Raw genomic sequence first — 24,087 nt, 5'->3', positions numbered from 1 at the left:
AAATAAAGAAAAGAGGAAAAAGAAAATGATTAAGATTGTAGGAATTGAAAGTTTAGATTATGAAAATAAACAAGGTAAACATGTTACGGGTGTAAAAGTCCATTATAACGATATGGAGCATGGTAAGGATAATGTTGAAGGCAGTTTGTGCGGTTATGAATGGCTTACACCAGTTGCTTATGAACAGATGTGCGAAGGTTTAAAAACTGTTTCTATGTTAGGTTTAGAGGGCGATTTCAATTATCGTAAAAATGGAAATTATGTCAATGTATGTGGTTTCATTAAACGAGGTCAATAATATGAGTATGATATGGCTTTTTGTAGGTGCTTTAGTTATTGGTACAATTTATGGATTGCTGAAAGGTAACAGGTGACTATGGATGAAGATATTCAAGAGGGCACTTCAGTTGATGAAACATCAAGCATTGATATTGAGGTACTTAATCAACTGCTTAGTCAGTATTTTTATACAAAAGATGAACAAGCCCAAATGCAAAACGAAACGTCTAACCAACAGTTAGACAATCAAGACCAATTATTGGTTGAGTTACAAAGTATAAACCATAACTTGGAAACACTTCAATACAATACACAATTAAATAATAATGTTGTTTACTTGGGTCTTGTTGTTGCTCTAGCTGTATTCTTCTTAGTTATGTTTTATAAATTCTTAAGAAATTTTATATAAGGAGGAAATCAAAAATGTTAACTGCTGAAATGTTAAAGCCGATTACTGACAGTATTAATTCGGATTTAGGTATTTTATTACCTGTCGGCATTACAATCATGGGAATTATGATTGGCGTTAGTCTTATCCCAAGAATTGTTTATAAATTCTTATAAGATTAACTTCTTATATTGGGTTAGGATATTTATTCCTAGCCCTTTAATTTTATAGAAAGGATAAAAATTTATGAAAATTATAAAAAATGCGCGTGATCATATTCTTAAATTTAAGGAAAATCACAAAATTGAAAAAATACTTCTTACTTTAGGTATTGTATTTAGTTCTATATTTATTACTGGTTCTAGTGTTAATGCTTATACGGTTCAAGATAAAGAGTACAAGTATTGTTTTATTTTATTAAAAAATGATAAGGAAATAGAATTTTATTATTATAATAGCGCCACTTTTAAGGAAGGTTCTTACGGTGGTAAACCTGTTCTTAATATTTCATTTGTTGGTGATGCTATTTATAATTCTGCTGATGGTTGGTTCGACGCTACAACTGCTAATGTTGGTGTAGCAGAGGTCAATAATTCTAATGCTTCATTTCGCTATGAAACCAATGATACTACGTTGTTAGATAGGATTAATTCTATGGGTTTTCATGCGGCGCTATTAGTGGAACCGGTTATCCGTCCGGAGGTAGTGGCGGAGATTCCGGGGAAGATAGTAGCGGATGGTGGGAAGATATTACCGGTTGGTTTGGCGATATTTTCGGCGGGCTTACTGATTTTCTTGGTTCGGCGTTCGATACGATTGGCGGTTTAATAAGCGGTGGCTTTGATTTTGTTGTTGGTTCAGTTGATAAAGTAACGGGTGCAGTAGGTAAAGTTTTAGATTTTCTTGGTGGTCTTGTTTCTTCTTTAACTTCAGCTATTGGTAACTTAATCAAACTTATTTTTCAGCCTTTATTTGATTTTATAGGTACTTTCTTTGATGTTTTAGGGGAAGTTCTTAGCTATTTTCTAGAGTTGTTAGGAAATTTATTAAAAGGTCTATTTGTTCCTAGTGATAATTTTCTAGATAGTAATTTTAAAACTATACAAGATACTCTTAGTAATAAAATTGGTATAGATTTAAGTATATTAGATAGTCTTACTAAAACTAAAGAGGTTAGGGGCGATATATTTACTCCTATAGTTTTTACAATCTTTGGACATAGACAGTCTATAGACTTATCTTTCCTTTCTTATGCTCAGCCTTATACTCGTGCATTAGGTACGGGGTTAGTTGCTATATTCTTGTGTTGGTACCATTATTCTCACGTTTTGTTTTTAATTAGAAAATCTAAACCAATAGAGGGAGACGGACATAGTGGTCAAAATGCTAATAATAAGGTAGGTAGCGAAAAATGATAACTGAATTGGTGCTAAAAGTTTTCTTTGGCTTTGCAAATTTTCTTATTGGTCTTTTACCTAAGATGAATAGTGAGCAAGGCTCTATTACAAGTGTATTTTATGATTTGTTGCAGTATGGTATATATTTCTTTGGCAGTTCGCCGTTTGCAATGGTATTCGCTAGTGTAGTGTTGTGGGCTAGCATTGATATACTTTGGGCAATTATAGAATGGGTATATATAAAGATACCTGGTGTTAATTAATACACTGCGCAACGTTCTACGGCGCAGTGTATTAACAACAGTATTTATATAAAGGGGTTTTTTATGAAAAATGAAACTAAACAAAAGATAAAGGAATTTGAATTTAAGATAATACTTTTAGATTTAATAAAATGGAAATTAATTGATTTATATAGATTTAAAAAATATGGTAAAAAATTGCACATGTACGGTGTACGTTGTTTAACGGGTATGTATGGTTGTGGAAAAACTATGGCAATGACTAAAATTGCTTTAAATTTAAGGAATAAACATGGAAATGATATTTATATTTGTACTAATTTCGGTTTGTCAATCCAAGATTTTGAGTTTAATGATGTTAGACAAACGGGTGTGCAGTACGATAAACCTATAGTATTTATGTGGGACGAAGTTCAAAATGAATTCCCCGCTACTGATAAGGTATTTCCTAAAGAGATAAGACAAGCATTGTCCTTAAACCGCAAAGGTAATGGCAAAATGTTCTATTGGGCTAGTCAAGACCACGAATTAGTACATAAGACTATTCGTAGATTAACTATCGAATATGGAGTGTGCAAGACTATATTTGGACGATATACAAAAGTTCGGTGGTATCGGGACTATGATTATAAAGCACTTTATGAGGAAGTCGATATTAATAAAAAAATGAAGATACACCCGTTCAAGAAAATTAAGTTCATTCAAAGTGATTATATACGTTCTCTATATAATTCTTATGGTTGGGATAATGGTGAAAAATTAAAAACATAGTATTTTAATTTAGATCCAACGAGGGTCCACGAGCAAAGCGAGCCGAGTAGGTTCTAAATTATAATACGTAGCCGACAACGACACAACCGCAAAAGTTATAAAAGCGCAGCGGTTATGCACTTTTGTTGTTGTGGAAGTGTAAGGCATAAACACTGTTGCAACCCTAAAGTGTATATATACACTTTAGGACGCCTAACGGCGAGTGAAAAAAATGGTTTAAAGGCGTGTCCCTTACTTGATATAGGGACACTATCGGGGTACCCCCTAGATTGTAGGTGATTGTTATAGATTTAAGTGGATTGCATGATAAAGAATGTAACGTCTATACTAACTACGTTGTAAAAGATTACGGGTCTTTTGAAAAGCAAATACTTTTTAAGAATAATGTCAAGATTAGGGACTATATAGAAGAGGATAAAGACGGTAAGTATGATATATCGGTTTACAATGACGGTTTAACTGATTTAGACAGGTTTCTTAAAAAGTTGGGTTTGCTTTATGATTATGAAGATATTAGGAAATATAATATTGCAAGGTCTAAGAGACGTTCTAAGTCTAAGGTGTTTAATATGGCTATTCTCAATGATTGGGATTATTTTATAACTCTTACATTTTCTAAGGATAAAGTAGAAGATAGGTATAATTTGGAAGATTTAAAAAAAAGAACACTAGAGTATTTAAAAAATCAGTCTAAGAAACATGGTATTAAGTATATAATTGTTCCCGAACTGCATAAGGACGGTGCTTTGCATTGGCACGGGCTAATACGGGATAGTAATAATAAAATGCAATTGGTAAATGCAAATATAAAAAGTAAAACGGATAGAGATGTATATAATATTGTTTCATGGCAAGATAATAAAGGTTATAATACTGCGGTTAAAATAGATAAAGGGTTGGAAAGTCATTCTAAAATTTCTAGTTATATTAGTAAGTATATTACAAAAATGGAAGATAGGATATTTAGTAAATATTATTACTGTAGTAATGGTTTAATTAGTGAACCTAAAGTTATATATAATAAAGAGGTAGATATAGATTTCTTTTTGGACGAAGATGGTTTATATGAGAATGATTTTTGTTATATAAAAATAGTAAATAAGAAATAAATTTATTATAATTTATTTATGAGGTGATTAATATGAGAACTTATGAATACTATTGTATTAGTTATATTGTTAAAAAAACTATTAAATATATTTATTGTGTTGATTTTGAAAGATTTGCTATTGTTTATGATTTGCTTATTCATAATGAAGTTGACTATTTATGTATAAAAAAAATTAGTATGTTTAATTATATAAATTATATTGGCAATATTGTATTATATAAATAATTTAATCAACTTTATGTAATTATATTTACATAAAGTTTTATTTATGATATATTTAATTTGTAAGTTAATTATATACTTATACATTACATAATATACATATGCGAACACTTATATTATAAAGGAGTGTTGCCTATGTTATCTAAAAGCGAATGTCGTGAATTTATCAATGAAAGAAAACAATATCTTAATCTTACATCTTTTTGTAAAGAGACGGGTATTGCTAGACCTCATTTAACTATGTTTCTTAAAGCTGACTATTATGATCATTATTTAAATGTGGAAAAGGCTAACGACTTAGTTAACCTTATCAAAGATAAAATTTAATTTTTTTGAATATATACTACTTCGCATAATGTATATTATGTAAATTTTATAATTGATTTTTAATAGACAAACACAAATAAATTGATCGATAAATCCTAATTAAAAGCATTCCAATAATCTTAGAATGCTTTTATAAACTATAAGTTATTAATTAATGCCGTTGTATTTAAAAACAAGAAAACAATTCCTACCACTATTAAGTATAAGTATAATTTAATTTGATGATTTTTTTTATAATTATTATATAATGCTAAAATACCGCAAATTATTAATATGCTTGCAATTATATAAAATAATATTATGCTAACGGCTGTCTTGGTCATTAATCCTGCAGCAAAGATAAACGTTCCAATTGCATAAGCTAAAATTGACATCACGATCAATCGTTTTGTATTATCTTCCATAAATTCTCCTATTTAATTAATTCTAAAATTGATTGGCCAATAGTTGGTAATTCGATACCAAAATTATCTGCAATTGTAGCACCAATTACAGCAAAAGATTCCATATCATGTAAATGACGTGGCTTCAATAATTCCTTTGAATAAATAATTAATGGAACTTGTTCACGAGTATGATCAGTACCACTATAAGTTGGATCATTACCATGATCAGCAGTGATCATTAATAAATCATCATGATTTAAATATTTCATTAATTCCTCCAATTGCTTATCAAAATCTACAATTGCTTGCCCATAGCCCTCAGGATTACGCCGATGACCGTATACTGCATCAAAATCTACAAGATTAACAAAACACAATCCTTTAAATTCTGATTTTGCAAGTTCAACAGTTTTTTCCATTCCATCCTGATTACTTACCGTCTTAACTGCTTTAGTAATTCCTTGATCAACAAAAATATCCGGAATTTTCCCAACTCCAATAACATCAAACTGTTTATCTTTCAAATTATCAAGAACAGTCCGTCCAAATGGTGCTAAGGCCAAATCATGACGATTGGCAGTACGTTTGAATTTCCCTACCCTTTTTCCTACATATGGTCGAGCAATAACTCTACCAACTTTCCAACGCTCATCCATGGCTATTTCACGAGCAATTTCGCATGCTTTATACAATTCTTCTAACGGGATAATCTCTTCATTTGCAGCTATTTGAAAAACTGAATCAGCTGAAGTATATACGATCCAATCACCTGTTTTTATCTGATGTTCACCATACTCATCAAGAATTGCTGTACCACTTGCAGCCTTATTGCCAACACATTTACGTCCAGTTTTTTCTTCAAAAAGTTCAATAAATTCTTGAGGAAAGCCGGTTTCGGTAAATGTAATAAATGGTTTTTCAGTTTTAAGCCCCATCATTTCCCAATGACCGGTCATAGTATCTTTACCATTAGAAATCTCGTTTAAAGCTAAAGTATATCCTAATTGTGAAGTTAATTGATGTATTCCAGAAAAATTACCCAAACTTCCTAATCCTAATCCTTCCAAATTTGGTAAATCAAGGCCATTGCAGGCATTACATATATGTTTTAAAGTATTTGATCCTTCATCGTTATATAAATTAGCATCTTTTGCATTACCAATTCCTAAGGAATCACACACAATTAAAAAAACTCTGTTGTATTTCATCTTGTCCTCCATTCCTTGCGTCACTTTTTACGCAATCATAAGTATATCATTAAATTGTTTCCATATCTAGACATTATTTTACCCATCATTATGCTTTTTTATGCGTGGGTGGAATTGCTGATACTCACTTCTAATCTTTTGATTCGAAATATGTGTATAAATAGTTGTTGTACTAATATCACTGTGGCCAAGCAATTCTTGAATAGAACGCAAATCAGCACCATTTTCTAAAAGATGAGTTGCAAACGTATGCCGAAAAGTATGAGGCGAGACTTTTTTAGTTATAGAAGTTGAATTTACAATTGTTTGTAATATAGAATAAAATTCTTCTCTACTTAATCTTTGACCATGCTTATTAAAAAATAATAAACTATCATTTTTTATATTAAATTCAGCTCGATAATCATTTATGTATTGTTCCAATATCTCTCCAACATATGAACCGATTGGAATCATTCTCTCTTTGTTTCCTTTTCCAATAACTTTGATAAATCCCATTTTAATATTTAAATCTTTCAAAGTAAGATTCAACAATTCTGAAATACGCATACCCGTTGCATATAGCAATTCAACCATACATCTATTTCTCGAACTAATTGCATCACAAACAATGATCCCATCAAGTATCTCTATCATTTCTTCTTGAGACAAAACAATAGGTAATTTTTTATCTCTTTTCGGTAAGGTAAAACTACTCATGAGATTTTCTTTCACAATATTTTCTTTCACTAAAAAAATATATAACATTCGTAAAGAAACAAGTTTACGAGAAATTGAATTAGTACAGTTTGTTTTCGATAACTCCTTTAAATAAAGATGAATATGTTCTTTATTAATATTTTCAATTTGATTAATTTCATATTCCTCACCGATAAAATTAGAAAAAGCAATCAAATCTCGTAGATAAGAATAAATAGTATTCTTACTCAAACCTTTTTCAACAATCAAATATTGCTTATATTCACTTAAGGCATCTTTAATTAACATAAATTTAGCAAGTACTACACTTACTTTCACCTCACCTTCACTTAATAATTATATCACGTTTAAATTTAACCATACTAACGATTTGCTAACTAAAGTGCATAAACCTTAAATGCCATTGATAATGTGACTATTATTAAGATAATTATTACGTAATCTAAGATATAATTAATTATTTTTCGACTATTAAATACTTCTGTTGTCAAAAATGAAATTGTAAAACAATTTATTGATAATCTAATAGAAATTATAGAAATAATATAAGTTAATGCTAATTCAATAATTAATTGTGGAAAAAAACCTAAAAAAAGCATAGATGCATCAAACGTATTTAAAGTAAAATAAAAAATACTTGCAATCGATAATTGCATTCCTTTTGTAAAAATAACAAAACTATTAAAAATTGTTCCTAAAAAACTAGTTGAAATTATTAGAGATAAAAATATGTAGAAACTAGTAATTGTAATATATAGATTATAATTATTGGTTGTCTCATTATCTTTGAAAAAAAAGATATATTTACATAAATTTAATAGGGCTTCATTACCATAAAAATAATAAATAATGCCAAATAAGATACCAAAAACAAATAATATTGCAGAAAATATATTAATTAAAACTTTTTCATTTCTAAAAACTTTATTTAAAATGCTCATAAGTTATCCTCCGTTTATACAACTTATGAGCAAATCATTATTTTATTCTTTTATTTTAAATATTTCTTTTGGGGAGTCTTTTTTGCAAATGATGAAGCTTTAGTCACCAGCTTCTTATCAAATTTATTATTGATAGCATTTAGTAACTGTTCAAGAGAATCATCATTGGTTTCATCCTCTTGCGCCATTTCAAAAATATTAAGTTGTTCTTTGTAGTTCTTCTTATTGATTGTATTATTTAAACTGATGCCTAAAAGACGCACAGGTCGACCGCTATAATTAGCATCAAATAACATTTTTGCAGTAGATAATATGGTTTCATAATCATTAATAAATGAATTGACAGTAGTTTGTCTAGTAACACTTTCAAAGCGAGTATATTTTATAGTAATCGAGATTGAATTTGAAATTAAGTTGCGCTTATTAGCTCGCGCTGAAACTTGGCGAGCTAAACTCTTTAATGTATCCCTTAGTATTTCCTCATCATTTGTATCATATGGTAAAGTAGTTGAGTTTCCTACAGACTTTAATTCATTTTGTTTAGCATCAACAGCGCTATTATCAATTCCATTGGCTTTACGATACAATAGTAGCGCATTTTTGCCAATAATTTGTCTTAGTTTATTATAGTTATCATAATTTGCAATATCACCAATTGTATTAATTCCTACTGCTTTAAGCTTTGGCTGAGTTTTTTTACCAATTCCAAACATATCCTTAATATCTAATGGCCACATTATTTCTTTTAAATTAGACCTTGTAAGTATAGTAATTCCCATTGGTTTTTTCATATCGCTTGCCATTTTTGCTAAAAATTTATTCGGTGCGATTCCAATAGAACAGCGTAAACTTAAATGTTCATATATATTTTTTTGAATTTCTTTAGCAAGTAATATTGGATGAATCTGTTTATCTATAATTATTTTAGTTACATCTACATAGCATTCATCAATACTAGCAACCTCTAAAATTTCGCTATAAGAAGCTACTATTGAAAAAAAATCATTAGATAAACGATGATATAATTCAAAATCGGCAGGTAAAACAATTAAATCTTTGCACAATTCTAATGCTTGAAATAGTGGCATTGCAGAGTGAATGCCAAATTCACGGGCTTCATAAGAAGCTGTGGTAATAATACTTCGTCGTGATTTACCAGATATAACTATTGGTTTTCCTTTTAAGTCAGGATTACGTGATATTTCTGCACTTGCGTAAAATGCATTAAGATCAATGTGGAAAACAACTTGCATTACTATACCTCCTTTATGCAAAAATCACTTGAATGCAAATCATATATGTAATTGTGCCTACTAAAATCGATAATAAAGTATTTTCCTTTAATAAATGAATTATAATGGTAATTGAAACGGCAATTATTTCTGGAAAACCATGATTTCCGGAAATAAAAGTTGTATCCCTTAAACAATATACAACTAACATTGCCATAATTGAATATGGCAACACTTTAGATAAATAACTAATTGCCGGTGGTAAATTTTCAGCATCATTAAATATCAGAAATGGTAAGACCCTTGTTAAGATTGTTCCTAAAGCTACTGCTATTATTATCAAGACATCATTATTCATTTTTTAACCTCGGTTTAACTAAAATTAATATTATCATGATTAAAATCATAGAAAAAATAACAAAGTTATCACTACCAAAAATAATCAAACAAATTATGCTGACAAAAAAACCAATCAATGTCGCTAAATGATTAGAATTATTTTTAATTTGATTAATTACAATAACTATAAACAATGCTGTCATTGAAAATTCTAAACCTTGAGTATTAAAAGATACATTATTTCCAATTGTTGCCCCCACCAAAGAACCAATGATCCAATAGCATTGATCTAAAAAACTTATTAAAAAAACCTCATTCTTACTTTTAAAATCATTTTTCACAAGTAAAGAAAATGTTTCATCCGTTAATGAAAAAATCATATAAGGTTTTAATTTCCCTAAAAAATTAAATTTTTTTAACATTGATAATCCATAAACTAAATGCCTTGCATTAACCATCAGTGTCATAATAAATGAACTAATAAAAGAAGCTTGACCAGCTAATAAAGAAATTGTTACAAACTGCATACTTCCCGCATATATAAAACAGCTCATAATAAATGCATAATAAATTGGAAATCCTTTAGAAACAAGCAACATTCCAAAAGCAAATCCTAAGACTAAATATCCCATCATAACGGGGATACTTTCTTTAAATGCACTTTTTATCGTTAATAAATTCATCATGTTTCCCCCTTAACTGTATAATTATACTAAAAATCTCACCAAATTGAAATAAAAAGGTGCTCAATTTGAGCACCTTTTTATCCTTATTTATCCATCTCAAGCATCCAATCTATATATAGACCATAGCCAATAATTGGATTATTACCTGATACATGAGTCACACACCCAACTATTTTGTTATTTTGAATAATCGGTGATCCACTCATTCCTTGTACAATTCCATTAGCTTTATTAATTACTTCTTGATCTGTCACAGTAAATTCAATTCCCTTTTCTTTTATAGAATCCTGGTCATTCAATTTAGTGATTTCAATTTCACACTTCTGGATTTTATCACCATCTAAAACAGTTAAAAAGTAGGCTTTTCCTAATTTAGTTTCTTCAATAGATGCAGTTTCCATCATTTCTCGTTTTGAAATATCATAATTATAAGTTCCATAAATACCAAATTGACTATGGCTGTTTATACTACCTATTTCAATATTGGAAATGTCTGCAATTTTATTTCCTGAAGATTGCGTTGTTGCTTTTTTAATACTAGTTACTGTACTTTCAAAAATATTACCATTTTGAATAAGCTCTTCGCTGTCAAGTTTAGAGTCACTCATTGCATGTCCTAAAGCTCCAAAAGTACTAGTTGCCGGGTTATAAAATGTAAGTGTTCCAACCCCGCTAATTGCATCTTTGACATATAATCCCGTAGAAAATTGCTGATTTTCATAAACGACCTGGAGGTCGTGGTGGAGGGTTTCTTTACCTCTTTTAATGGTTAAATCATATCTGGGATTAGCTATATCGCCTTCTTTAATAACATTGCTTAATTCTTCAATACTTGTTACCTTTTGATTGTTAATTGCGACAATAATATCTCCAACTTTAAAATCTTTTGCTAGTGGATCGTAGCTTTCATTACCGACTTTGATCTTATATCCTCCTGTAATAACCACACCTTGATAATCTAGCTCGATTCCAATGGAATCTCCACCAGGTACTAGAGAAATAGCATATATTGCAATTGGATTAATAATGGCTAAAGCTAAGATAAAGGAAAGGATTAGCTTTTTAAAAAGCATAGAAACCTCCTTGTAACATTCGTTACATCATAGTTTGGTTTCTATGCTTTTAATTATTCACTACTTATTTTTAATTTTTTTGCATGATTTATTGATTCCTGAGATACTTCTTTTCCAGAAATCAATTTAGCAATTTCATTAATACTTTGATCATAAGATAATTCTTTAATCTTTACATTTGTATAATTGTCATTACTTGATTTTTGGATCAAATAATGATTTTTAGCAAAAGCGGCAACTTGTGCTAAATGAGTAATGCACAATACTTGATGCTGCTTGCTAATATATTTCATCTTTGCTCCAATACTTTCAGCCACTTTACCACTAACGCCAGTATCAGCTTCATCAAAAATAATTGTTTCCACAGAGCTCGAAGATAAGGACAATATCTTGATTGCCAACATAATTCTGGACATTTCTCCACCTGAAGCTACTTTATTCAACGGTTTTAATGTTTGTCCAGCATTTGTAGAAATTAAGAATTCTACATTATCTTGTCCATTTTTTTGAAAATCAACTAATTTAAAATCAACCTTAAAAACAACTTTATCTAAATATAAAGATTTTAATTCTTTTGTAACTAATTCAGTAAATTCTTTAGCTTTTGATTGCCTTAATCTAGTAATTTGCTCAGCTATTGATTTGGTCTCTTGATAAGCAATATCCAATTGTTTTTTTAAATCATTCAAATATGTTTCCCGATTGTTAAAAGCTGCAACTTTCATTTCTAAATCTTCTTTAGCTTCTTTAATCGCCTCAATTGATTGTCCGTACTTTCTTTTTAAACGATTTAATTTAAAAAAGACTTCTTGAATTTCATTTAAACGATATTCATCAAAATTAGTACTATTAAATTCATTGATTATTTCATCATCAAGATCAATTAAATTATAATATAGGTCATACATCCTTTCATACGTATTTTGATATTGAGGATTATCGTTTAATTCTTCTAATTCGCTTAATGCATTGCTTAATGTTGCTAGAGCACCACGATCACCATTCATATATTGTCGATATTTAGAAATTTGCTCATTTGTTTTCTCATAACTTTGAAGCAGTTTTTTTTCACGTTCTAACTCATCTTCATCTAATTCTTCAAGATCAAGACTATTAATTTCAGCTAATTGAGCTTGATAAAATTCTAATTGCTCATCACTCAGCTCTTCGTTTAATGCTTTTTGATAGTCACGATTTATTTCTCTATAAGTACGATATGCTAGTGAGTATGTCTGAAATAATTTTTTTAAAGGCTGATTAATGAACTCATCTAAAATAATTAAATGATTTTCAGCATCAAAAAGACTATGGGTTTCAAATTGTGAATGAATATCAATTAAATCAGCCATGATTGATTGTAATACCATTTTTGAAACATTACGATAATTAATTTTAATAATCGATTTATTATCACGATTAAAAGATTTTGAAACAACTAATTTATCTTCATAATCAATACGATATTCTTTTAATTTATTTAAGACTGGTGACTTAGCACCAATTGTAAAAACACCCTCAATAAAACATTCATCACAATCAGCTTTAATAAAACTTGATTGACTACGATTTCCCATTAATTGACCAATCGCATCAATAATAATTGATTTTCCTGCCCCAGTTTCTCCCGTAAGAACAGTCATATGATTATGAAAATCGACTTCAAGACGGTCGATAATAGCAAAATTTTCAATATATATACTCTCTAACATTATCTCACCTACCCTTTAAAACAATTATGTGCTGTTTCTACAACTCTTTCTATGTCAATGGCAACATTATTACCATCTTTAACAAAAAGCCCTAGAAACTCGATATTCCCTTCACCACCAGTTATTGGCGAATAAGTTAACTTTTCTAAAACAAAGCCATCATGATTTGCATATTCAATAACATGTTGAATTACTTTTTGATGGACAGATGGTTCTTTGACTATTCCCTTTTTCCCAACTTCTTCACGTCCAGCTTCAAACTGCGGTTTGATTAGTGCTACAACTTGATTACCACTATGTAAAATATTTTTTAATGCATCAAAAATATACTTCAAAGAAATAAAAGATACATCAATTGAAGCAAAAGTAGGAATTCCATGTTCAAACAGTTCACTTGTTGCATATCTAAAATTTGTTTGTTCTTTTACAATAACACGTGGATCATTGCGTAATTTCCAAACTAATTGATTGGTTCCAACATCAATTGCATAAACTAGTTTTACACCATTCTGTAAAGCACAATCGGTAAACCCACCTGTTGAACTGCCGATATCGACCATTATTCTATCCGTTATATCTAATTCAAACTCCTTTAAGGCACGTTCCAGTTTTAAGCCACCACGTGACACATATGGCATTATGTTTCCTTTAACATGAAGATTTGAATCTATTGGAATTTTTGTTCCCGGTTTATCAATAATATCATAATCATCATGAACAATCCCGGCCATAATCGCGCGTTTAGCTTTTTCACGAGAATCAAAAAAGCCCTGTTCGACTAATAAAACATCAATTCTTTCCTTCTTCATTTAGTATCTCCTTAACTTTTTGATAAAAAGTATCCATATCTAAACCCTCATCTTGTAAAATTTGTGCAACTGTTCCTTGAACAGAATAGTGGTCATCTACTCCAAAACTATGAATCCGTTTTAAAATATTATTTTGGCTATAATAATAAGCAATATTACTAGCTAAAGAACCAGTTTTTAATTCTGTTTCATAAACAATCAACGGTTTTTCATCAATAATTTCATTTAACATATCTTCATCCATAGGTTTAATAAATAAAGCATCAATAATTCTAACTTTTATCTCTTTATCTTTAAAAAATTCACGAATCAAGTTAACGTTTTGACCATAACAAATAATTGTTACATCGTAATCTTTTCGATTTACAACTTGCCATTTACCAATAGTTAAAAGCTCATCACCTACATTCATATCTTCAATATCGCCTCGAGGGATTCTTAAAATGTAAGGATGATCGTTATTCTTTAAATATGTGTTAATAAAGCGTTTAGCATCATAACTATTACTTGGAGTACAAATTATTACATTTGGCAGAGGTGTTAATATTCCTAAATCAAAAACACCATGATGTGTAGGTCCGTCTGCTCCAACAAATCCACAGCGATCAACACAAATCAAGCAGCCCAGATCCATTCTTGCAATATCATGATTTATTTGATCATATGCACGTTGTAAAAATGAAGAATAGATAGAAATAAATGGCTTTTTTTGAGAAATTGCTAACCCTGCTGTAAAAGTCAAAGCATGCTCTTCAGCAATTCCAACATCAAAACTTCGCTCAGGATAATGCATAAAAATATTATCCATTGCAGAACCATGAATCATGGCAGGGGTAATAGCAACAATATCCTGATCTGATTTCATCTGCCTTTCAATATGATCAGCAACCATTTTTGACCAACTTATTTTCGAACTAGTTCCCGCACCTTTCATAGTTCCGTCTTCAATATTGAATGGGGCAATCCCATGCCATTTACCGGCAATATCATTTTCGGCGTATTTATAGCCACGCCCTTTTTTCGTAACCACGTGAACTACAACACTAGTTTTTGCACTTTTAGCTAAATTTAAAACCCTAATTAGATCATCAAAATCATGACCATTTACCGGACCCAGATAATCAACCCCAAAATCTTCAAAAATTGTATCATCAATCAATCCATGCTTAACAAAATCTTTAACTCGTTTGGAAACATTAAAAATCATCTTACCTATTTTATTGTGCGAAGTAATATTGCGATAATCCTCTTTTAAATTATTATATGTACCACTAATTCTTATTGAAGATAAAAAATCACCAAAACCACCAACACTTTTACCAATTGCCATTTGGTTGTCATTTAAAATAATAATCACTTTATTATTAATTGAGCCAAGATGATTTAATGCTTCTAAAGATTCACCCCCAACCATTGCAGCATCGCCAATCACAGGTAAAATATGATAATTTTCATGATTCAAGTCTCTTGCTACTGCCATTCCCAAGGCCCCGCTTAATGCAGTTGAGGAATGACCAGCTTCCCAAGGGTCATGTTCACTTTCACAACGCTTTTGAAAGCCTGAAAGTCCCTTATATTGGCGTAGTGTAGAAAATTGACCAGCACGTCCCGTTAAAATTTTATGAACATAAGACTGGTGTCCTACATCAAAGAAAATTTTATCTTTAGGGGAATTAAAAACATAATGCAGTGCAATGCTCAATTCTACAACTCCTAAGTTACTCGAAAGATGTCCTCCCGTTTTTGAAATATTATTAATCAAAAATTTGCGGATATCATCGGCTAATTGATTCAATTGTCTAATATCCAGCTCTTTTAAAAAAGAGGGATCTGTAATTTTTTCTAGATCCATTATTTCACTCTTTTCTTTAATTTTTCCATTATTTCTAGAATTAATCCATGATTAATCTTTAATTTATAAATTAATTCCATTGCTTCTTTAAAATATTGCTCAACAATCATTTGAGATTGTTCTACTCCCATCAAAGTTACATATGTAGATTTATGATTTACTTGATCACTACCAACTTTTTTTCCTAATAAACTACTATCACCAACTACATCTAAAACATCATCTTGAATTTGAAAAGCTAAACCAATCTTATAACCGATTTCTACCCATGTTTTTTGGTCATCGGGATTAGCAATTAACGCTCCCATTTTCATCGCTGCACTGATTAAGTCTCCTGTTTTATGGTGATGAATCAAATCTAACTGATCACGAGTAGCCAATTTAGTTTCGTATTCCATATCCAATGCTTGCCCTAAAATCATTCCGTTAATACCGCTGGCTTGATATAAAGTTGCTAACAACGAGATTTTTAATTCATCAGGAACTTTTGTTTTAATAATTACATTAACAGCTTCATTCAATAATGCATCGCCAGCTAAAATGGCAGTTGCTTCATCAAATTGTTTATGACAAGTTAGTCGCCCACGTCTTAAATCATCATTATCCATACCTGGTAAATCATCATGAATCAATGAATACGTATGTATCATCTCAATTGCACAAGCAATATCTAGATAATCTTGGTAATTTTTATCATAACTACGAATCACCTGCAGCATCATTACCGGACGAATCCTTTTTCCACCGGCCATCAAAGAATATTTCATGGCTTCTTTAACTTTAGAATCGCCAAATTCCTCAATGATTTCTAATAATCGTTCATTAATTTGTTCAATTAAATTTTCCATGTTATTCCTCGATTTTTAGATCTTCTAACTTTCCATCCACTAAGATTTTTGCTACTTTATCTTCAATTCTAGCTAACTTATCACTACAAATCTTTGATAGTTTTATTCCCTCTTGAAATAAATCTACACTTTTTTCAAGTGATATTTGGTTATTTTCGAGAGCCGCAATAATTTCTTCTAAGCGACTCATTGCTTGTTCAAATGTTATATTGTCCATAAATTAACCTCTATTCTATAATGGCCTTTTTAATGCCATTATGTAATTTTAATTCAATTTTATCACCACTATTTAAATCATCAACTGATGAAATAACATGATCTTCTTTTAAAACAATTGCATAACCACGTTCTAATGTTTTAAGGGGTGATAAAGTATTTAATTTTGATAATGAATAATAAAACTTTTCTTGATTATGTTGTAATTTACGTTTAATCTCAAGACTCATCGTTCGATTAATTGTATCTAAACGATTTCGCTGATTTAGTGTAAATAAATTGGCTTGATGATTAAAAGTTTGTATTAAATTGCTTGCTTTGTTTTGTTTTTCAATCAAATCATGGTTAAAAACATTATTTAATTGATCATATAAATAATCAATTTTAGCCGTCTTATCTTCAAACATTTTTTGAGGATTTTTAAATAAATAGAATGACTTTAATCGATTTAAATTTTCTTTATTTAATATAATTTTTTGTTTCATTAAATTATTTAAAGTATATTTTATATTGTCTACAGCCTGCTGTAATTCAAATAAGTCCGGTGTTGCTTTAATTGCCGCAGCCGTTGGTGTTGCAGCACGATAATCTGCAACAAAATCACAAATAGTAAAATCAACTTCATGACCAACACCGCTAATAATAGGTGTCTTACATTGATAAATTGCTCGAGCTAATCCTTCCTCGTTGAAGTTCCATAAGTCTTCTAATGAACCTCCGCCTCTTGCAATAATAATTTCACTAAATCCTAGTGTATCAACATATCTAAGTGTTCTAATTATTTCCAAATATGCATCCTTACCCTGGACTGGAATTGGAAATACGATTACACGAACGACAGGAAAACGCAAGTGAATGGTTCTAATAATATCAGCAAGAGCAGCACTAGGATAGGCTGACAAAACTGCAATCTTACTAGGAAATTTAGGAATTACTAATTTATTTTCAGGGTTAAATAAACCTTCGCTAGCTAACTGCTTTTTTAATTGTTCATATTTTAAAAATAAATTTCCTAATCCATCTTGTTCAATTGTATCAACATACAATTGATAGGTGCCTGCTACATCATATACTGACACACTAGCTTGAACAAGTACTTTCATCCCATTGGTCAAATCAAAAGGAACTTTACTAGCTTTTGAAGAGAACATTACTGCATTTATTCTTGAATGCTCATCTTTTAGCGTAAAATAAAAATGTCCTGAACTATGATGTTTAAAATTAGAAACCTCACCTTTGATTAAGATTCGCTGTAATTGACTATCAGAATCAATTTTAGCTTTTAAATAACGATTAAGTGCACTAACCGTCAGATATCGTTTTTCCACTATTTAATCCTATTAAGTAATCCATTAATGAATTTATAAGCATCACTATCACAATATTTTTTTGATAATTCAACCGCTTCATTAATGATTACTTCTTTACTTTGTTCAGTTTCTAAAAGTTCATAACATCCAACTAATAAAATTGCAAGTTCCATTTTTGATAATCTATCTAACGTCCATCCGGGTTTTAAATATTTAGCAACTTCAGCTTTATAACGTTCAATGTTACTAGCAATACTTATAATAAACATAAAACAATAATCAAAATCATCTTGATTGCTAGATAAATCCTTATCACTGTTTAAATATTCACGAATCTCATCTTCATTTGTATCTACTAGCAGTTTTTGATAAGTTGCAATTACTGCTTTTTCTCTAATTATTTTTTTTCTATATTTTTTCATCTAATCCGTCCTTCCAAAATATCTATCATGATTTTACCATATTTGCACTTTAAAATAAACGAAATGCATCATAATAAAACAAAAAAGATTATCCGAAGATAACCTTAAAAATTAATTCCTTTAACTTCAATATTTACTTTAACATTTTTGATTCCTGTCATTTCAAAACAGCTTTGAGCTATTTTATTTTGTAAGGCACTAGTCACTGATGCAACATTCAATCCATAATCAATTAGTACATCAACATCAATAATTACTTGGTTATTTTTATTAATATTTGTTCTAACTGGCCCACTTCCAGGCATTGGGATCATATTTCCTTCAAATTGAACACCATCAACTGACTCAACTGCTTTTACAACTATAGCTTGAAAAACGCTCAAACCAATATTTAAAGCTCCTAAATTAGATTCTTTTTCTACTGAATAATATTCTTGACTCATATTAAATGCTCCTTTATATACTCCCATTGTATATAAATTTAAGATAAAATTCAAGTCTCACTGATAAACTTGACTTCAACTTGATACTCATTTTTAGTCTTTTCCATAACTGTTTTAATAATACTGTTAGCATCACTACTACTTGCTTCCTTTTTATCAATAACTACTTTAATCGTTTTATTCTCAACCTCAACAAATGCATTCTTAAAACCAGCATCATTAATTATCTTTGTAATTTTTGCTTCTAAAGCAGCAGTTTCTTTAGCTTCACTAATATTAGCCAAAGCAGCAGCGATTTTATTACTATCGCTATCACTTGATGCAATAATTGCATTATTTTCACTAATTAAATCTGCTCTTTCTTTTTCTAAATTTTGTTGTAATACTTCAATTTGCGATAATTCTTCATTATTAACAGATACTTCACTGGCTTCACCTTCAGGTGGTAGAAGAATATAGTAAATTGAAAGTACCAAAATTAGACTAAATAGGGTTAAAAAAGTAATGGCTTGTCTATTCATATTATTTCTCCTTTTATCAACTACTTTAATATATGCTAAAAGTTAAAATATATGAAAAAAAACACTAGTTAAACTAGTGTTAAGCTCTTCCTTGATATTTTCCATCAACCGTATTAACAATGACAACTTCACCTTCAGAAATAAATAAAGGTACTTTAATTTGAAATCCAGTTTCGATAATTGCATTTTTTGTTGCCCCAGTAGCTGTATCACCTTTTACTGCTGGTTCAGTTTCTGTAATAGTGAAAGGTACATTAATTGGTAAAGATACCCCTAATACTTCTCCTTCATAACTAGTTACTTCAACTTCATCACTTTCTTTTAAGAAATTCATTTCCCATTCTAAGTTTCCAGCAGGAATTTCGATTTGTTCGTAAGTTTCATTATCCATGAAAACTAAAGCATCTCCTGAATTATATAAATATTGCATTTTACGTTTATCGATATGTGCTTTTTTTACTTTATCATTTCCACCAAAAGTAATTTCAGTAGTTGCTCCAGAACGCATATTTTTCATTTTAACTTTGATATTTGCAGCCGCACGAGCTGTTTTATTATGAGAATAATCAAGCACTACATATAAGTTACCTTCATATTCAAAAGTAATTCCTGGTCTTAAATCTCCAACACTAATCATTTTAAAATCTCCTTACTTGTAATTTACTTTGTGATTATATCAAAAATCATCGATAAAGTGAAGTGATTTTAGTAACTATTGATAATCAAACGATGATATTACTAGCGTTTCGATATTAATCTCCAAATTAAAACTGTATGATGAATCATTTTGTTTGATTGTTGTAACAATATAATAGTAACTCCCCATATCATCCACTGTATAATTAATGAAATAATCATCAATACTTATTTCATCACTAAAAAGAAGATCATTTAAAATTGTTTCTTTATAATATCTCAGTATTGTTATTTCCAACAAACGTGCCCTATCTAATTCTCTGATTCGTTCTAGACTGCGGCTATTCTCTATTATATTATTAAAAACAAGACTTATGTTTAAGATTAAAACAATAAAAATAACTAACACGACTTGAAGAATCGTACCCCGATTATTACAATACTGTTTCAACTTCATCTTTTTCATTCTCACTTATTTGATAATCAGTAGCAATAAGATAAACATGTTCTTTATTATCGACTATTATTTTCATATAAATATTCTTATTTTTTTGATAAAAATTTAATTCATCAACATTGTGTATAATGATATCAAAACCTGGCTCTTTTACTATCCTATGATGATTTAGTGAAATAGTAAAGATTTCGTTATTTGCATTTGTGTAAGTTAAATCATCATTGATTTCAATATCCTTAGCCGTATGCAAAATTGATGAAATTTGTTTAACTCCAAGAGCATAACTAGAAAGATTAAAGGATAATTTATCTTTTGCAGTAACTATTCTTAAAATGGGGACACTGTTTAAAATAATTAATAAACATATTGATAAAGAAAAAAGAACTTCAATCAATGTAAAACCTCGTTGACTGATTCGCTCAAACCACTTGTCTGCCACAGCTCTACCTCCTTTTCTTGTTGCTGTTTTAAATAGTTCATATAATCCTGATTAATCTGATAATGATGATTTATTGCATTATTATAACAAGAAAGAAACAATACTATAATACTGATAAAAATAGAAAAAGCCATCAATGTTTCAATTAATGTCATCCCTTGCTTATTTAACATAAAATGCTCCACTTCCAACATTTAAAATTATACTTTTACATCCATTTGAACTACAAATCTTTAGATGACCACCCGAACTGATATTTCCATTATGATTAAAGTGAAACTCATAATAATCGTCAATATAATAGTTGTCGTTAATCGTAAGAGTTCGTTGATCCTTTTGTCCATTATAACTAATTTGTTTTGTTTGAATAACTATATTTATTTGCTCGTGGTTGATCATAGCTCTACTTTTTCCTTCTTCTAACAATGAAATTACCTGTTGACATTGCTGCTGTAAAGAAATTACTGGTTTTGAATTAATTACAAAATGAAGTGTAATTGTACTTAAAATTAAGATTATACTAATTGTAAAGACAACTTCAATCAGAGTGAATCCGCTATCATCGTACATATGCTTGTCCATCACTGATTGAAATCCTAAGTCCGCTTGGACATGTTGCCTGCTTTTCTGTCAAATATGGATGTTCTCCAGAAGTCAAATCACTAATACTTGTTGGAAGTTCTCCGTTTTCAATTTCGTATAAAACTATTTGTGAATTAACTACTTCTATTTGCGCATCACAACTCTTTTCTTTAACAACCCGATTCTTACTAGTTACATTAGGAATAACAAGTAACAAAATAACTAAAATTACTGAAATACAAAAAATCATCTCAATCAATGTAAAGCCATTATTCCTTTTCATCTTTCATACCTCCTATAAATTACTGACTACATTCATCATCGGAATAACAATTGCAACATAAACTAAAATTACAAAACCAGCCACAAAACAATATATTATTGGTACAAAGAGTTTAATCAATCTCGTTACCTGCATATGCAAAGTATCAATAGATACCCTTAAATAATTATCGAGTGATTTATCTTTTTGATTATCATGAATTAATAATTTAAAATATGCTATAAATAATGGTTCAAAATATTCAAAATCATTTATTATATCCTCTAAAGCTTCTCCTTCTAAAACTTGTCGATAAATTTCGTAAATTATCATTTTAATATCACTATCATCTATTTGCTCATAAAGCATGACAATAATATCAGTTGAATCATAGCCATTGATCAGTAATTCATTATAATACAGAGCAAATTTTAGTGAATAGTATTTTTGGATTAACCTTCTTATTAAAACTATTTTTTCAATTAACAAATCAATAAGTTTAAAATATTTTCTTTTAATAGCATAAATACTTATTGTGAAAAATACTGTAAAACTAAGTATAATGAAAATTACTATAATTGGAATAATTTCAAAAAGCTTAAATATAATTCTAGTTATAATACTTGGACTAATATTAAATTCGACAAACAATTGCATGATTGATGGTAATAATCCATATACAATAAACAATGAAAAAAACATTAAAAAAATAATGAGTAAAACTGGATACGTTAATTCTTTTTTTAGCTGTGTAAATATTTGTTCCTTTTTTCTGCATATTTTTAAGCTATGCTCAATTGCAGTTGAAATATTATTTTTAAATCGAAAAAATTTAAAGTATTCAATAAATGTATTGTCAAAATCAATTTCTATAATAACCTCATCAAATGCTTTACCAGCAACCAAATTTTGTTCAATCAGCTTTATTTTTTCAGTTTGATGGATTATCAGACATAAATTTAAAACATCTTTGATTAAATAACCTTGTTTTAAAAAGTTAGCGATATTTTCTAATAATTGTAAATCATCATTCATAAATAATTCCTGCAACCTGTGTATAATCAACTAAATTATTTTTTAATAAATATTTTGCATTCATTTCAAATGTTTGATACTTAACAGGTTCATTATTGAAAAAAGTTAAAATTTTTTGACGATTTAAATATTCTGGTAAAATTAAGGGCTGATGTGTATACTTGTGATAGAGCATTTTTTGGCATATTATGCCAATTAAAACATCCTCTATATCAATTTTTAAAAGTCCTAAGTTTAAAAGACGTCTGATTGTTGTAAGGCAATTTGACGAATGGATTGTTGTTAATACTAAATGGCCTGTTAATGCACATGTAACAGCTAGACGAGCAGTTTGCTCATCGCGTATTTCACCTATCATTATTACATCAGGATCATGGCGTAAGATTTGTTTTAAAGAGTTATTATATGTAATTCCTAGTTTTTCGTTTATTTGAATTTGCAAGCAATACTCCTTTTTTATTTCGACTGGATCTTCAAGAGTGACAATATTTCTTTGTTGAGTAGCGTTAATTGAATCTAGTAGGGTATATAGTGTGGTTGACTTTCCTGAACCAGTTGCTCCACTTACAATAAATAGTCCGGCTTCTAAAGTCGTGATATGTTTTAAAAAAACAGTTGTTTCTTTAAAAATAGTCAATTTATCAAGGGCAATTTGTTGATGATTGTTTAAAATTCTAATTACAATACTATCTAATTCTCTACCAGGTAAACTAGATATTCGTAAATAGTAAATTTGATTTTGATAAATATAATTTAAATGACCCGTTTGTGGTCGTAAACGATAATTAATATCTATATTTGACTTGAAACGAATATAATTAAATAATTTTAATCCGATATGACTTTCAAATGTATCATATAATACCAAATCACCATGTTGCCGAAAAGAAATAGAACATTTTTGCTTCATTAAAATATGAATATCTGATGTCTTATAATTAATTGCATGATTTAAGATTTTTTCAAATAGTTCATCCATAAAAATACCTCCTATTATCATTTACGCCTGTAATATAGAAATTACTTTTAAAAAATAAAAAAATACGATTATTCTAACCTTTTAAGCAAAACAAATCTAAATAAAATATAAATTGGATAATATATCTAGACACATAAAAAATAGGGTTATTAATGAAGACATTACATCTTCCAACCCTACTTTTTGTTAGGCACCCTACATTATTTTAAAGCGCCTATATTTTATACTCTTATCTAGTACTAGAATCTGCAAGTAACTATTTTTCA

The 24,087-nt window shown here is 29.4% G+C and carries 35 protein-coding genes; 10 read left to right on the top strand and 25 right to left on the bottom strand.

The genetic code is table 11. The annotated features are described in order from the left end of the window. The first annotated feature begins 25 nt into the window (after nt 1-25). From EYR00_RS07690 to EYR00_RS07645, 10 genes are all read left to right on the top strand, one after another. The gene (locus tag EYR00_RS07690) at nt 26-298 is read left to right on the top strand and encodes a hypothetical protein (RefSeq protein WP_040434400.1); all 273 of its coding nucleotides are present in this window, start codon (nt 26-28) and stop codon (nt 296-298) included. Nucleotides 299-376: 78 nt separating this feature from the next. Then, entirely contained in the window at nt 377-688 is a 312-nt protein-coding gene (locus tag EYR00_RS07685; RefSeq protein ID WP_003538348.1) for a hypothetical protein, read from the top strand. Nucleotides 689-702: 14 nt separating this feature from the next. Continuing rightward, nucleotides 703-843: a hypothetical protein gene (locus tag EYR00_RS07680; protein WP_003538347.1), complete on the top strand. Its 141-nt coding sequence runs from the start codon at nt 703-705 to the stop codon at nt 841-843. A gap of 70 nt (nt 844-913) precedes the next feature. Beyond that, the gene (locus EYR00_RS07675) at nt 914-1,495 is read left to right on the top strand and encodes a hypothetical protein (protein ID WP_003538345.1); all 582 of its coding nucleotides are present in this window, start codon (nt 914-916) and stop codon (nt 1,493-1,495) included. Nucleotides 1,496-1,698: 203 nt separating this feature from the next. Continuing rightward, on the top strand, nt 1,699-2,082 hold the full coding sequence (locus EYR00_RS07670) for a hypothetical protein (protein WP_003538343.1): 384 nt from the start codon (nt 1,699-1,701) through the stop codon (nt 2,080-2,082). Then, nucleotides 2,079-2,327, top strand: a complete 249-nt coding sequence (locus tag EYR00_RS07665; RefSeq protein WP_003538340.1) for a hypothetical protein — start codon at nt 2,079-2,081, stop codon at nt 2,325-2,327. The genes EYR00_RS07670 and EYR00_RS07665 overlap by 4 nt, the downstream gene beginning before the upstream one ends. A gap of 63 nt (nt 2,328-2,390) precedes the next feature. Then, nucleotides 2,391-3,077: a hypothetical protein gene (locus tag EYR00_RS07660; RefSeq protein WP_003538338.1), complete on the top strand. Its 687-nt coding sequence runs from the start codon at nt 2,391-2,393 to the stop codon at nt 3,075-3,077. 299 nt (nt 3,078-3,376) lie between these two features. Beyond that, nucleotides 3,377-4,186, top strand: coding sequence for a rolling circle replication-associated protein (locus EYR00_RS07655; RefSeq protein WP_040434397.1), 810 nt, complete (start codon nt 3,377-3,379; stop codon nt 4,184-4,186). A 32-nt stretch (nt 4,187-4,218) separates the two neighbouring features. Beyond that, complete coding sequence (locus EYR00_RS07650) at nt 4,219-4,413, top strand: hypothetical protein (protein ID WP_003538335.1); 195 nt, start codon at nt 4,219-4,221, stop codon at nt 4,411-4,413. Nucleotides 4,414-4,545: 132 nt separating this feature from the next. Further along, nucleotides 4,546-4,737 carry a hypothetical protein gene (locus tag EYR00_RS07645; protein WP_003538332.1) on the top strand — a complete coding sequence of 64 codons (192 nt, stop codon included), beginning with the start codon at nt 4,546-4,548 and terminating at the stop codon, nt 4,735-4,737. Nucleotides 4,738-4,874: 137 nt separating this feature from the next. On the opposite strand, the gene EYR00_RS07640 is transcribed toward EYR00_RS07645, so the two are convergent. From EYR00_RS07640 to EYR00_RS07520, 25 genes are all read right to left on the bottom strand, one after another. Further along, nucleotides 4,875-5,141, bottom strand: a complete 267-nt coding sequence (locus EYR00_RS07640; RefSeq protein ID WP_003538330.1) for a hypothetical protein — start codon at nt 5,139-5,141, stop codon at nt 4,875-4,877. Nucleotides 5,142-5,149: 8 nt separating this feature from the next. Next, the gene (locus EYR00_RS07635) at nt 5,150-6,331 is read right to left on the bottom strand and encodes a phosphopentomutase (RefSeq protein WP_040434395.1); all 1,182 of its coding nucleotides are present in this window, start codon (nt 6,329-6,331) and stop codon (nt 5,150-5,152) included. Nucleotides 6,332-6,409: 78 nt separating this feature from the next. Continuing rightward, on the bottom strand, nt 6,410-7,348 hold the full coding sequence (gene xerD, locus EYR00_RS07630) for a site-specific tyrosine recombinase XerD (protein ID WP_003538326.1): 939 nt from the start codon (nt 7,346-7,348) through the stop codon (nt 6,410-6,412). Nucleotides 7,349-7,407: 59 nt separating this feature from the next. After that, complete coding sequence (locus tag EYR00_RS07625) at nt 7,408-7,971, bottom strand: hypothetical protein (RefSeq protein ID WP_003538324.1); 564 nt, start codon at nt 7,969-7,971, stop codon at nt 7,408-7,410. 50 nt (nt 7,972-8,021) lie between these two features. After that, on the bottom strand, nt 8,022-9,224 hold the full coding sequence (locus tag EYR00_RS07620; protein WP_008791734.1) for a DNA polymerase IV: 1,203 nt from the start codon (nt 9,222-9,224) through the stop codon (nt 8,022-8,024). A 13-nt stretch (nt 9,225-9,237) separates the two neighbouring features. Then, on the bottom strand, nt 9,238-9,561 hold the full coding sequence (locus EYR00_RS07615) for a branched-chain amino acid transporter permease (RefSeq protein ID WP_003538318.1): 324 nt from the start codon (nt 9,559-9,561) through the stop codon (nt 9,238-9,240). After that, complete coding sequence (locus EYR00_RS07610) at nt 9,554-10,225, bottom strand: AzlC family ABC transporter permease (RefSeq protein WP_009301112.1); 672 nt, start codon at nt 10,223-10,225, stop codon at nt 9,554-9,556. Before EYR00_RS07610 ends, EYR00_RS07615 begins: the two co-directional genes overlap by 8 nt. An 86-nt stretch (nt 10,226-10,311) precedes the next feature. Beyond that, nucleotides 10,312-11,301 carry a SpoIVB peptidase S55 domain-containing protein gene (locus EYR00_RS07605; RefSeq protein WP_003538314.1) on the bottom strand — a complete coding sequence of 330 codons (990 nt, stop codon included), beginning with the start codon at nt 11,299-11,301 and terminating at the stop codon, nt 10,312-10,314. A 53-nt stretch (nt 11,302-11,354) separates the two neighbouring features. Beyond that, entirely contained in the window at nt 11,355-13,010 is a 1,656-nt protein-coding gene (gene recN / locus EYR00_RS07600) for a DNA repair protein RecN (protein ID WP_003538312.1), read from the bottom strand. 8 nt (nt 13,011-13,018) lie between these two features. Continuing rightward, on the bottom strand, nt 13,019-13,819 hold the full coding sequence (locus EYR00_RS07595; RefSeq protein WP_003538311.1) for a TlyA family RNA methyltransferase: 801 nt from the start codon (nt 13,817-13,819) through the stop codon (nt 13,019-13,021). Next, nucleotides 13,800-15,671, bottom strand: coding sequence for a 1-deoxy-D-xylulose-5-phosphate synthase (gene dxs, locus EYR00_RS07590; RefSeq protein ID WP_003538309.1), 1,872 nt, complete (start codon nt 15,669-15,671; stop codon nt 13,800-13,802). The genes EYR00_RS07595 and dxs overlap by 20 nt, the downstream gene beginning before the upstream one ends. Next, nucleotides 15,671-16,519 carry a polyprenyl synthetase family protein gene (locus EYR00_RS07585; protein ID WP_003538307.1) on the bottom strand — a complete coding sequence of 283 codons (849 nt, stop codon included), beginning with the start codon at nt 16,517-16,519 and terminating at the stop codon, nt 15,671-15,673. Before EYR00_RS07585 ends, dxs begins: the two co-directional genes overlap by 1 nt. A gap of 1 nt (nt 16,520) precedes the next feature. Further along, nucleotides 16,521-16,736: an exodeoxyribonuclease VII small subunit gene (xseB, locus tag EYR00_RS07580; protein ID WP_003538305.1), complete on the bottom strand. Its 216-nt coding sequence runs from the start codon at nt 16,734-16,736 to the stop codon at nt 16,521-16,523. 10 nt (nt 16,737-16,746) lie between these two features. Then, a complete protein-coding gene (gene xseA, locus EYR00_RS07575) occupies nt 16,747-18,063 on the bottom strand; it encodes an exodeoxyribonuclease VII large subunit (RefSeq protein WP_003538303.1) in 1,317 nt (438 codons plus the stop codon). Continuing rightward, nucleotides 18,063-18,467 (bottom strand): transcription antitermination factor NusB, encoded by a 405-nt coding sequence (gene nusB, locus EYR00_RS07570; protein ID WP_003538301.1) that lies wholly within the window; start codon nt 18,465-18,467, stop codon nt 18,063-18,065. The genes xseA and nusB overlap by 1 nt, the downstream gene beginning before the upstream one ends. Nucleotides 18,468-18,571: 104 nt before the next feature. Next, a complete protein-coding gene (locus EYR00_RS07565; protein ID WP_008791739.1) occupies nt 18,572-18,910 on the bottom strand; it encodes an Asp23/Gls24 family envelope stress response protein in 339 nt (112 codons plus the stop codon). 50 nt (nt 18,911-18,960) lie between these two features. After that, nucleotides 18,961-19,431 (bottom strand): SpoIIIAH-like family protein, encoded by a 471-nt coding sequence (locus EYR00_RS07560; RefSeq protein WP_003538299.1) that lies wholly within the window; start codon nt 19,429-19,431, stop codon nt 18,961-18,963. Between the two features lie 79 nt (nt 19,432-19,510). Beyond that, nucleotides 19,511-20,068, bottom strand: coding sequence for an elongation factor P (efp, locus tag EYR00_RS07555; protein ID WP_003538298.1), 558 nt, complete (start codon nt 20,066-20,068; stop codon nt 19,511-19,513). 75 nt (nt 20,069-20,143) lie between these two features. Further along, the gene (locus EYR00_RS07550) at nt 20,144-20,524 is read right to left on the bottom strand and encodes a hypothetical protein (protein ID WP_008791740.1); all 381 of its coding nucleotides are present in this window, start codon (nt 20,522-20,524) and stop codon (nt 20,144-20,146) included. Next, entirely contained in the window at nt 20,502-20,963 is a 462-nt protein-coding gene (locus EYR00_RS07545; protein ID WP_008791741.1) for a competence type IV pilus minor pilin ComGF, read from the bottom strand. Before EYR00_RS07545 ends, EYR00_RS07550 begins: the two co-directional genes overlap by 23 nt. Then, nucleotides 20,915-21,136, bottom strand: coding sequence for a hypothetical protein (locus EYR00_RS07540; RefSeq protein ID WP_003538295.1), 222 nt, complete (start codon nt 21,134-21,136; stop codon nt 20,915-20,917). The genes EYR00_RS07545 and EYR00_RS07540 overlap by 49 nt, the downstream gene beginning before the upstream one ends. Further along, entirely contained in the window at nt 21,126-21,545 is a 420-nt protein-coding gene (gene comGD / locus EYR00_RS07535; RefSeq protein WP_224209103.1) for a competence type IV pilus minor pilin ComGD, read from the bottom strand. The genes EYR00_RS07540 and comGD overlap by 11 nt, the downstream gene beginning before the upstream one ends. Next, nucleotides 21,523-21,828 carry a competence type IV pilus major pilin ComGC gene (gene comGC, locus EYR00_RS07530; protein ID WP_003538293.1) on the bottom strand — a complete coding sequence of 102 codons (306 nt, stop codon included), beginning with the start codon at nt 21,826-21,828 and terminating at the stop codon, nt 21,523-21,525. Before comGC ends, comGD begins: the two co-directional genes overlap by 23 nt. A 12-nt stretch (nt 21,829-21,840) precedes the next feature. Continuing rightward, nucleotides 21,841-22,842, bottom strand: a complete 1,002-nt coding sequence (locus EYR00_RS07525) for a type II secretion system F family protein (RefSeq protein ID WP_003538290.1) — start codon at nt 22,840-22,842, stop codon at nt 21,841-21,843. After that, a complete protein-coding gene (locus EYR00_RS07520) occupies nt 22,835-23,821 on the bottom strand; it encodes an ATPase, T2SS/T4P/T4SS family (protein WP_040434391.1) in 987 nt (328 codons plus the stop codon). The genes EYR00_RS07525 and EYR00_RS07520 overlap by 8 nt, the downstream gene beginning before the upstream one ends. Nucleotides 23,822-24,087 lie beyond the last annotated feature (266 nt).

Origin of the sequence: Thomasclavelia ramosa DSM 1402, assembly GCF_014131695.1 — a bacterium.
GTDB classification, from domain to species: Bacteria; Bacillota_I; Bacilli_A; order Erysipelotrichales; family Coprobacillaceae; genus Thomasclavelia; species Thomasclavelia ramosa.
Note: the sequence above shows the minus strand (reverse complement) of the source record. Positions and strands in the feature narration are given on the sequence as shown.

What these genes read in the sequence shown, in the direction of transcription:
- EYR00_RS07625 (WP_003538324.1), bottom strand. Translation starts at nt 7,971, where the DNA reads ATGAGCATTTTAAATAAAGTTTTTAGAAATGAAAAAGTTTTAATTAAT.
- EYR00_RS07665 (WP_003538340.1), top strand. Translation starts at nt 2,079, where the DNA reads ATGATAACTGAATTGGTGCTAAAAGTTTTCTTTGGCTTTGCAAATTTT.
- EYR00_RS07620 (WP_008791734.1), bottom strand. Translation starts at nt 9,224, where the DNA reads ATGCAAGTTGTTTTCCACATTGATCTTAATGCATTTTACGCAAGTGCA.
- EYR00_RS07685 (WP_003538348.1), top strand. Translation starts at nt 377, where the DNA reads ATGGATGAAGATATTCAAGAGGGCACTTCAGTTGATGAAACATCAAGC.
- EYR00_RS07595 (WP_003538311.1), bottom strand. Translation starts at nt 13,819, where the DNA reads ATGAAGAAGGAAAGAATTGATGTTTTATTAGTCGAACAGGGCTTTTTT.
- dxs (WP_003538309.1), bottom strand. Translation starts at nt 15,671, where the DNA reads ATGGATCTAGAAAAAATTACAGATCCCTCTTTTTTAAAAGAGCTGGAT.
- EYR00_RS07675 (WP_003538345.1), top strand. Translation starts at nt 914, where the DNA reads ATGAAAATTATAAAAAATGCGCGTGATCATATTCTTAAATTTAAGGAA.
- comGD (WP_224209103.1), bottom strand. Translation starts at nt 21,545, where the DNA reads ATGGACAAGCATATGTACGATGATAGCGGATTCACTCTGATTGAAGTT.
- recN (WP_003538312.1), bottom strand. Translation starts at nt 13,010, where the DNA reads ATGTTAGAGAGTATATATATTGAAAATTTTGCTATTATCGACCGTCTT.
- EYR00_RS07560 (WP_003538299.1), bottom strand. Translation starts at nt 19,431, where the DNA reads ATGAATAGACAAGCCATTACTTTTTTAACCCTATTTAGTCTAATTTTG.
- EYR00_RS07645 (WP_003538332.1), top strand. Translation starts at nt 4,546, where the DNA reads ATGTTATCTAAAAGCGAATGTCGTGAATTTATCAATGAAAGAAAACAA.
- nusB (WP_003538301.1), bottom strand. Translation starts at nt 18,467, where the DNA reads ATGAAAAAATATAGAAAAAAAATAATTAGAGAAAAAGCAGTAATTGCA.
- efp (WP_003538298.1), bottom strand. Translation starts at nt 20,068, where the DNA reads ATGATTAGTGTTGGAGATTTAAGACCAGGAATTACTTTTGAATATGAA.
- comGC (WP_003538293.1), bottom strand. Translation starts at nt 21,828, where the DNA reads ATGAAAAGGAATAATGGCTTTACATTGATTGAGATGATTTTTTGTATT.
- EYR00_RS07550 (WP_008791740.1), bottom strand. Translation starts at nt 20,524, where the DNA reads ATGAAGTTGAAACAGTATTGTAATAATCGGGGTACGATTCTTCAAGTC.
- EYR00_RS07690 (WP_040434400.1), top strand. Translation starts at nt 26, where the DNA reads ATGATTAAGATTGTAGGAATTGAAAGTTTAGATTATGAAAATAAACAA.
- EYR00_RS07650 (WP_003538335.1), top strand. Translation starts at nt 4,219, where the DNA reads ATGAGAACTTATGAATACTATTGTATTAGTTATATTGTTAAAAAAACT.
- EYR00_RS07540 (WP_003538295.1), bottom strand. Translation starts at nt 21,136, where the DNA reads ATGTTAAATAAGCAAGGGATGACATTAATTGAAACATTGATGGCTTTT.
- xseB (WP_003538305.1), bottom strand. Translation starts at nt 16,736, where the DNA reads ATGGACAATATAACATTTGAACAAGCAATGAGTCGCTTAGAAGAAATT.
- EYR00_RS07525 (WP_003538290.1), bottom strand. Translation starts at nt 22,842, where the DNA reads ATGAATGATGATTTACAATTATTAGAAAATATCGCTAACTTTTTAAAA.
- EYR00_RS07680 (WP_003538347.1), top strand. Translation starts at nt 703, where the DNA reads ATGTTAACTGCTGAAATGTTAAAGCCGATTACTGACAGTATTAATTCG.
- EYR00_RS07520 (WP_040434391.1), bottom strand. Translation starts at nt 23,821, where the DNA reads ATGGATGAACTATTTGAAAAAATCTTAAATCATGCAATTAATTATAAG.
- EYR00_RS07565 (WP_008791739.1), bottom strand. Translation starts at nt 18,910, where the DNA reads ATGAGTCAAGAATATTATTCAGTAGAAAAAGAATCTAATTTAGGAGCT.
- EYR00_RS07615 (WP_003538318.1), bottom strand. Translation starts at nt 9,561, where the DNA reads ATGAATAATGATGTCTTGATAATAATAGCAGTAGCTTTAGGAACAATC.
- EYR00_RS07610 (WP_009301112.1), bottom strand. Translation starts at nt 10,225, where the DNA reads ATGAATTTATTAACGATAAAAAGTGCATTTAAAGAAAGTATCCCCGTT.
- EYR00_RS07640 (WP_003538330.1), bottom strand. Translation starts at nt 5,141, where the DNA reads ATGGAAGATAATACAAAACGATTGATCGTGATGTCAATTTTAGCTTAT.
- EYR00_RS07635 (WP_040434395.1), bottom strand. Translation starts at nt 6,331, where the DNA reads ATGAAATACAACAGAGTTTTTTTAATTGTGTGTGATTCCTTAGGAATT.
- EYR00_RS07605 (WP_003538314.1), bottom strand. Translation starts at nt 11,301, where the DNA reads ATGCTTTTTAAAAAGCTAATCCTTTCCTTTATCTTAGCTTTAGCCATT.
- EYR00_RS07585 (WP_003538307.1), bottom strand. Translation starts at nt 16,519, where the DNA reads ATGGAAAATTTAATTGAACAAATTAATGAACGATTATTAGAAATCATT.
- EYR00_RS07660 (WP_003538338.1), top strand. Translation starts at nt 2,391, where the DNA reads ATGAAAAATGAAACTAAACAAAAGATAAAGGAATTTGAATTTAAGATA.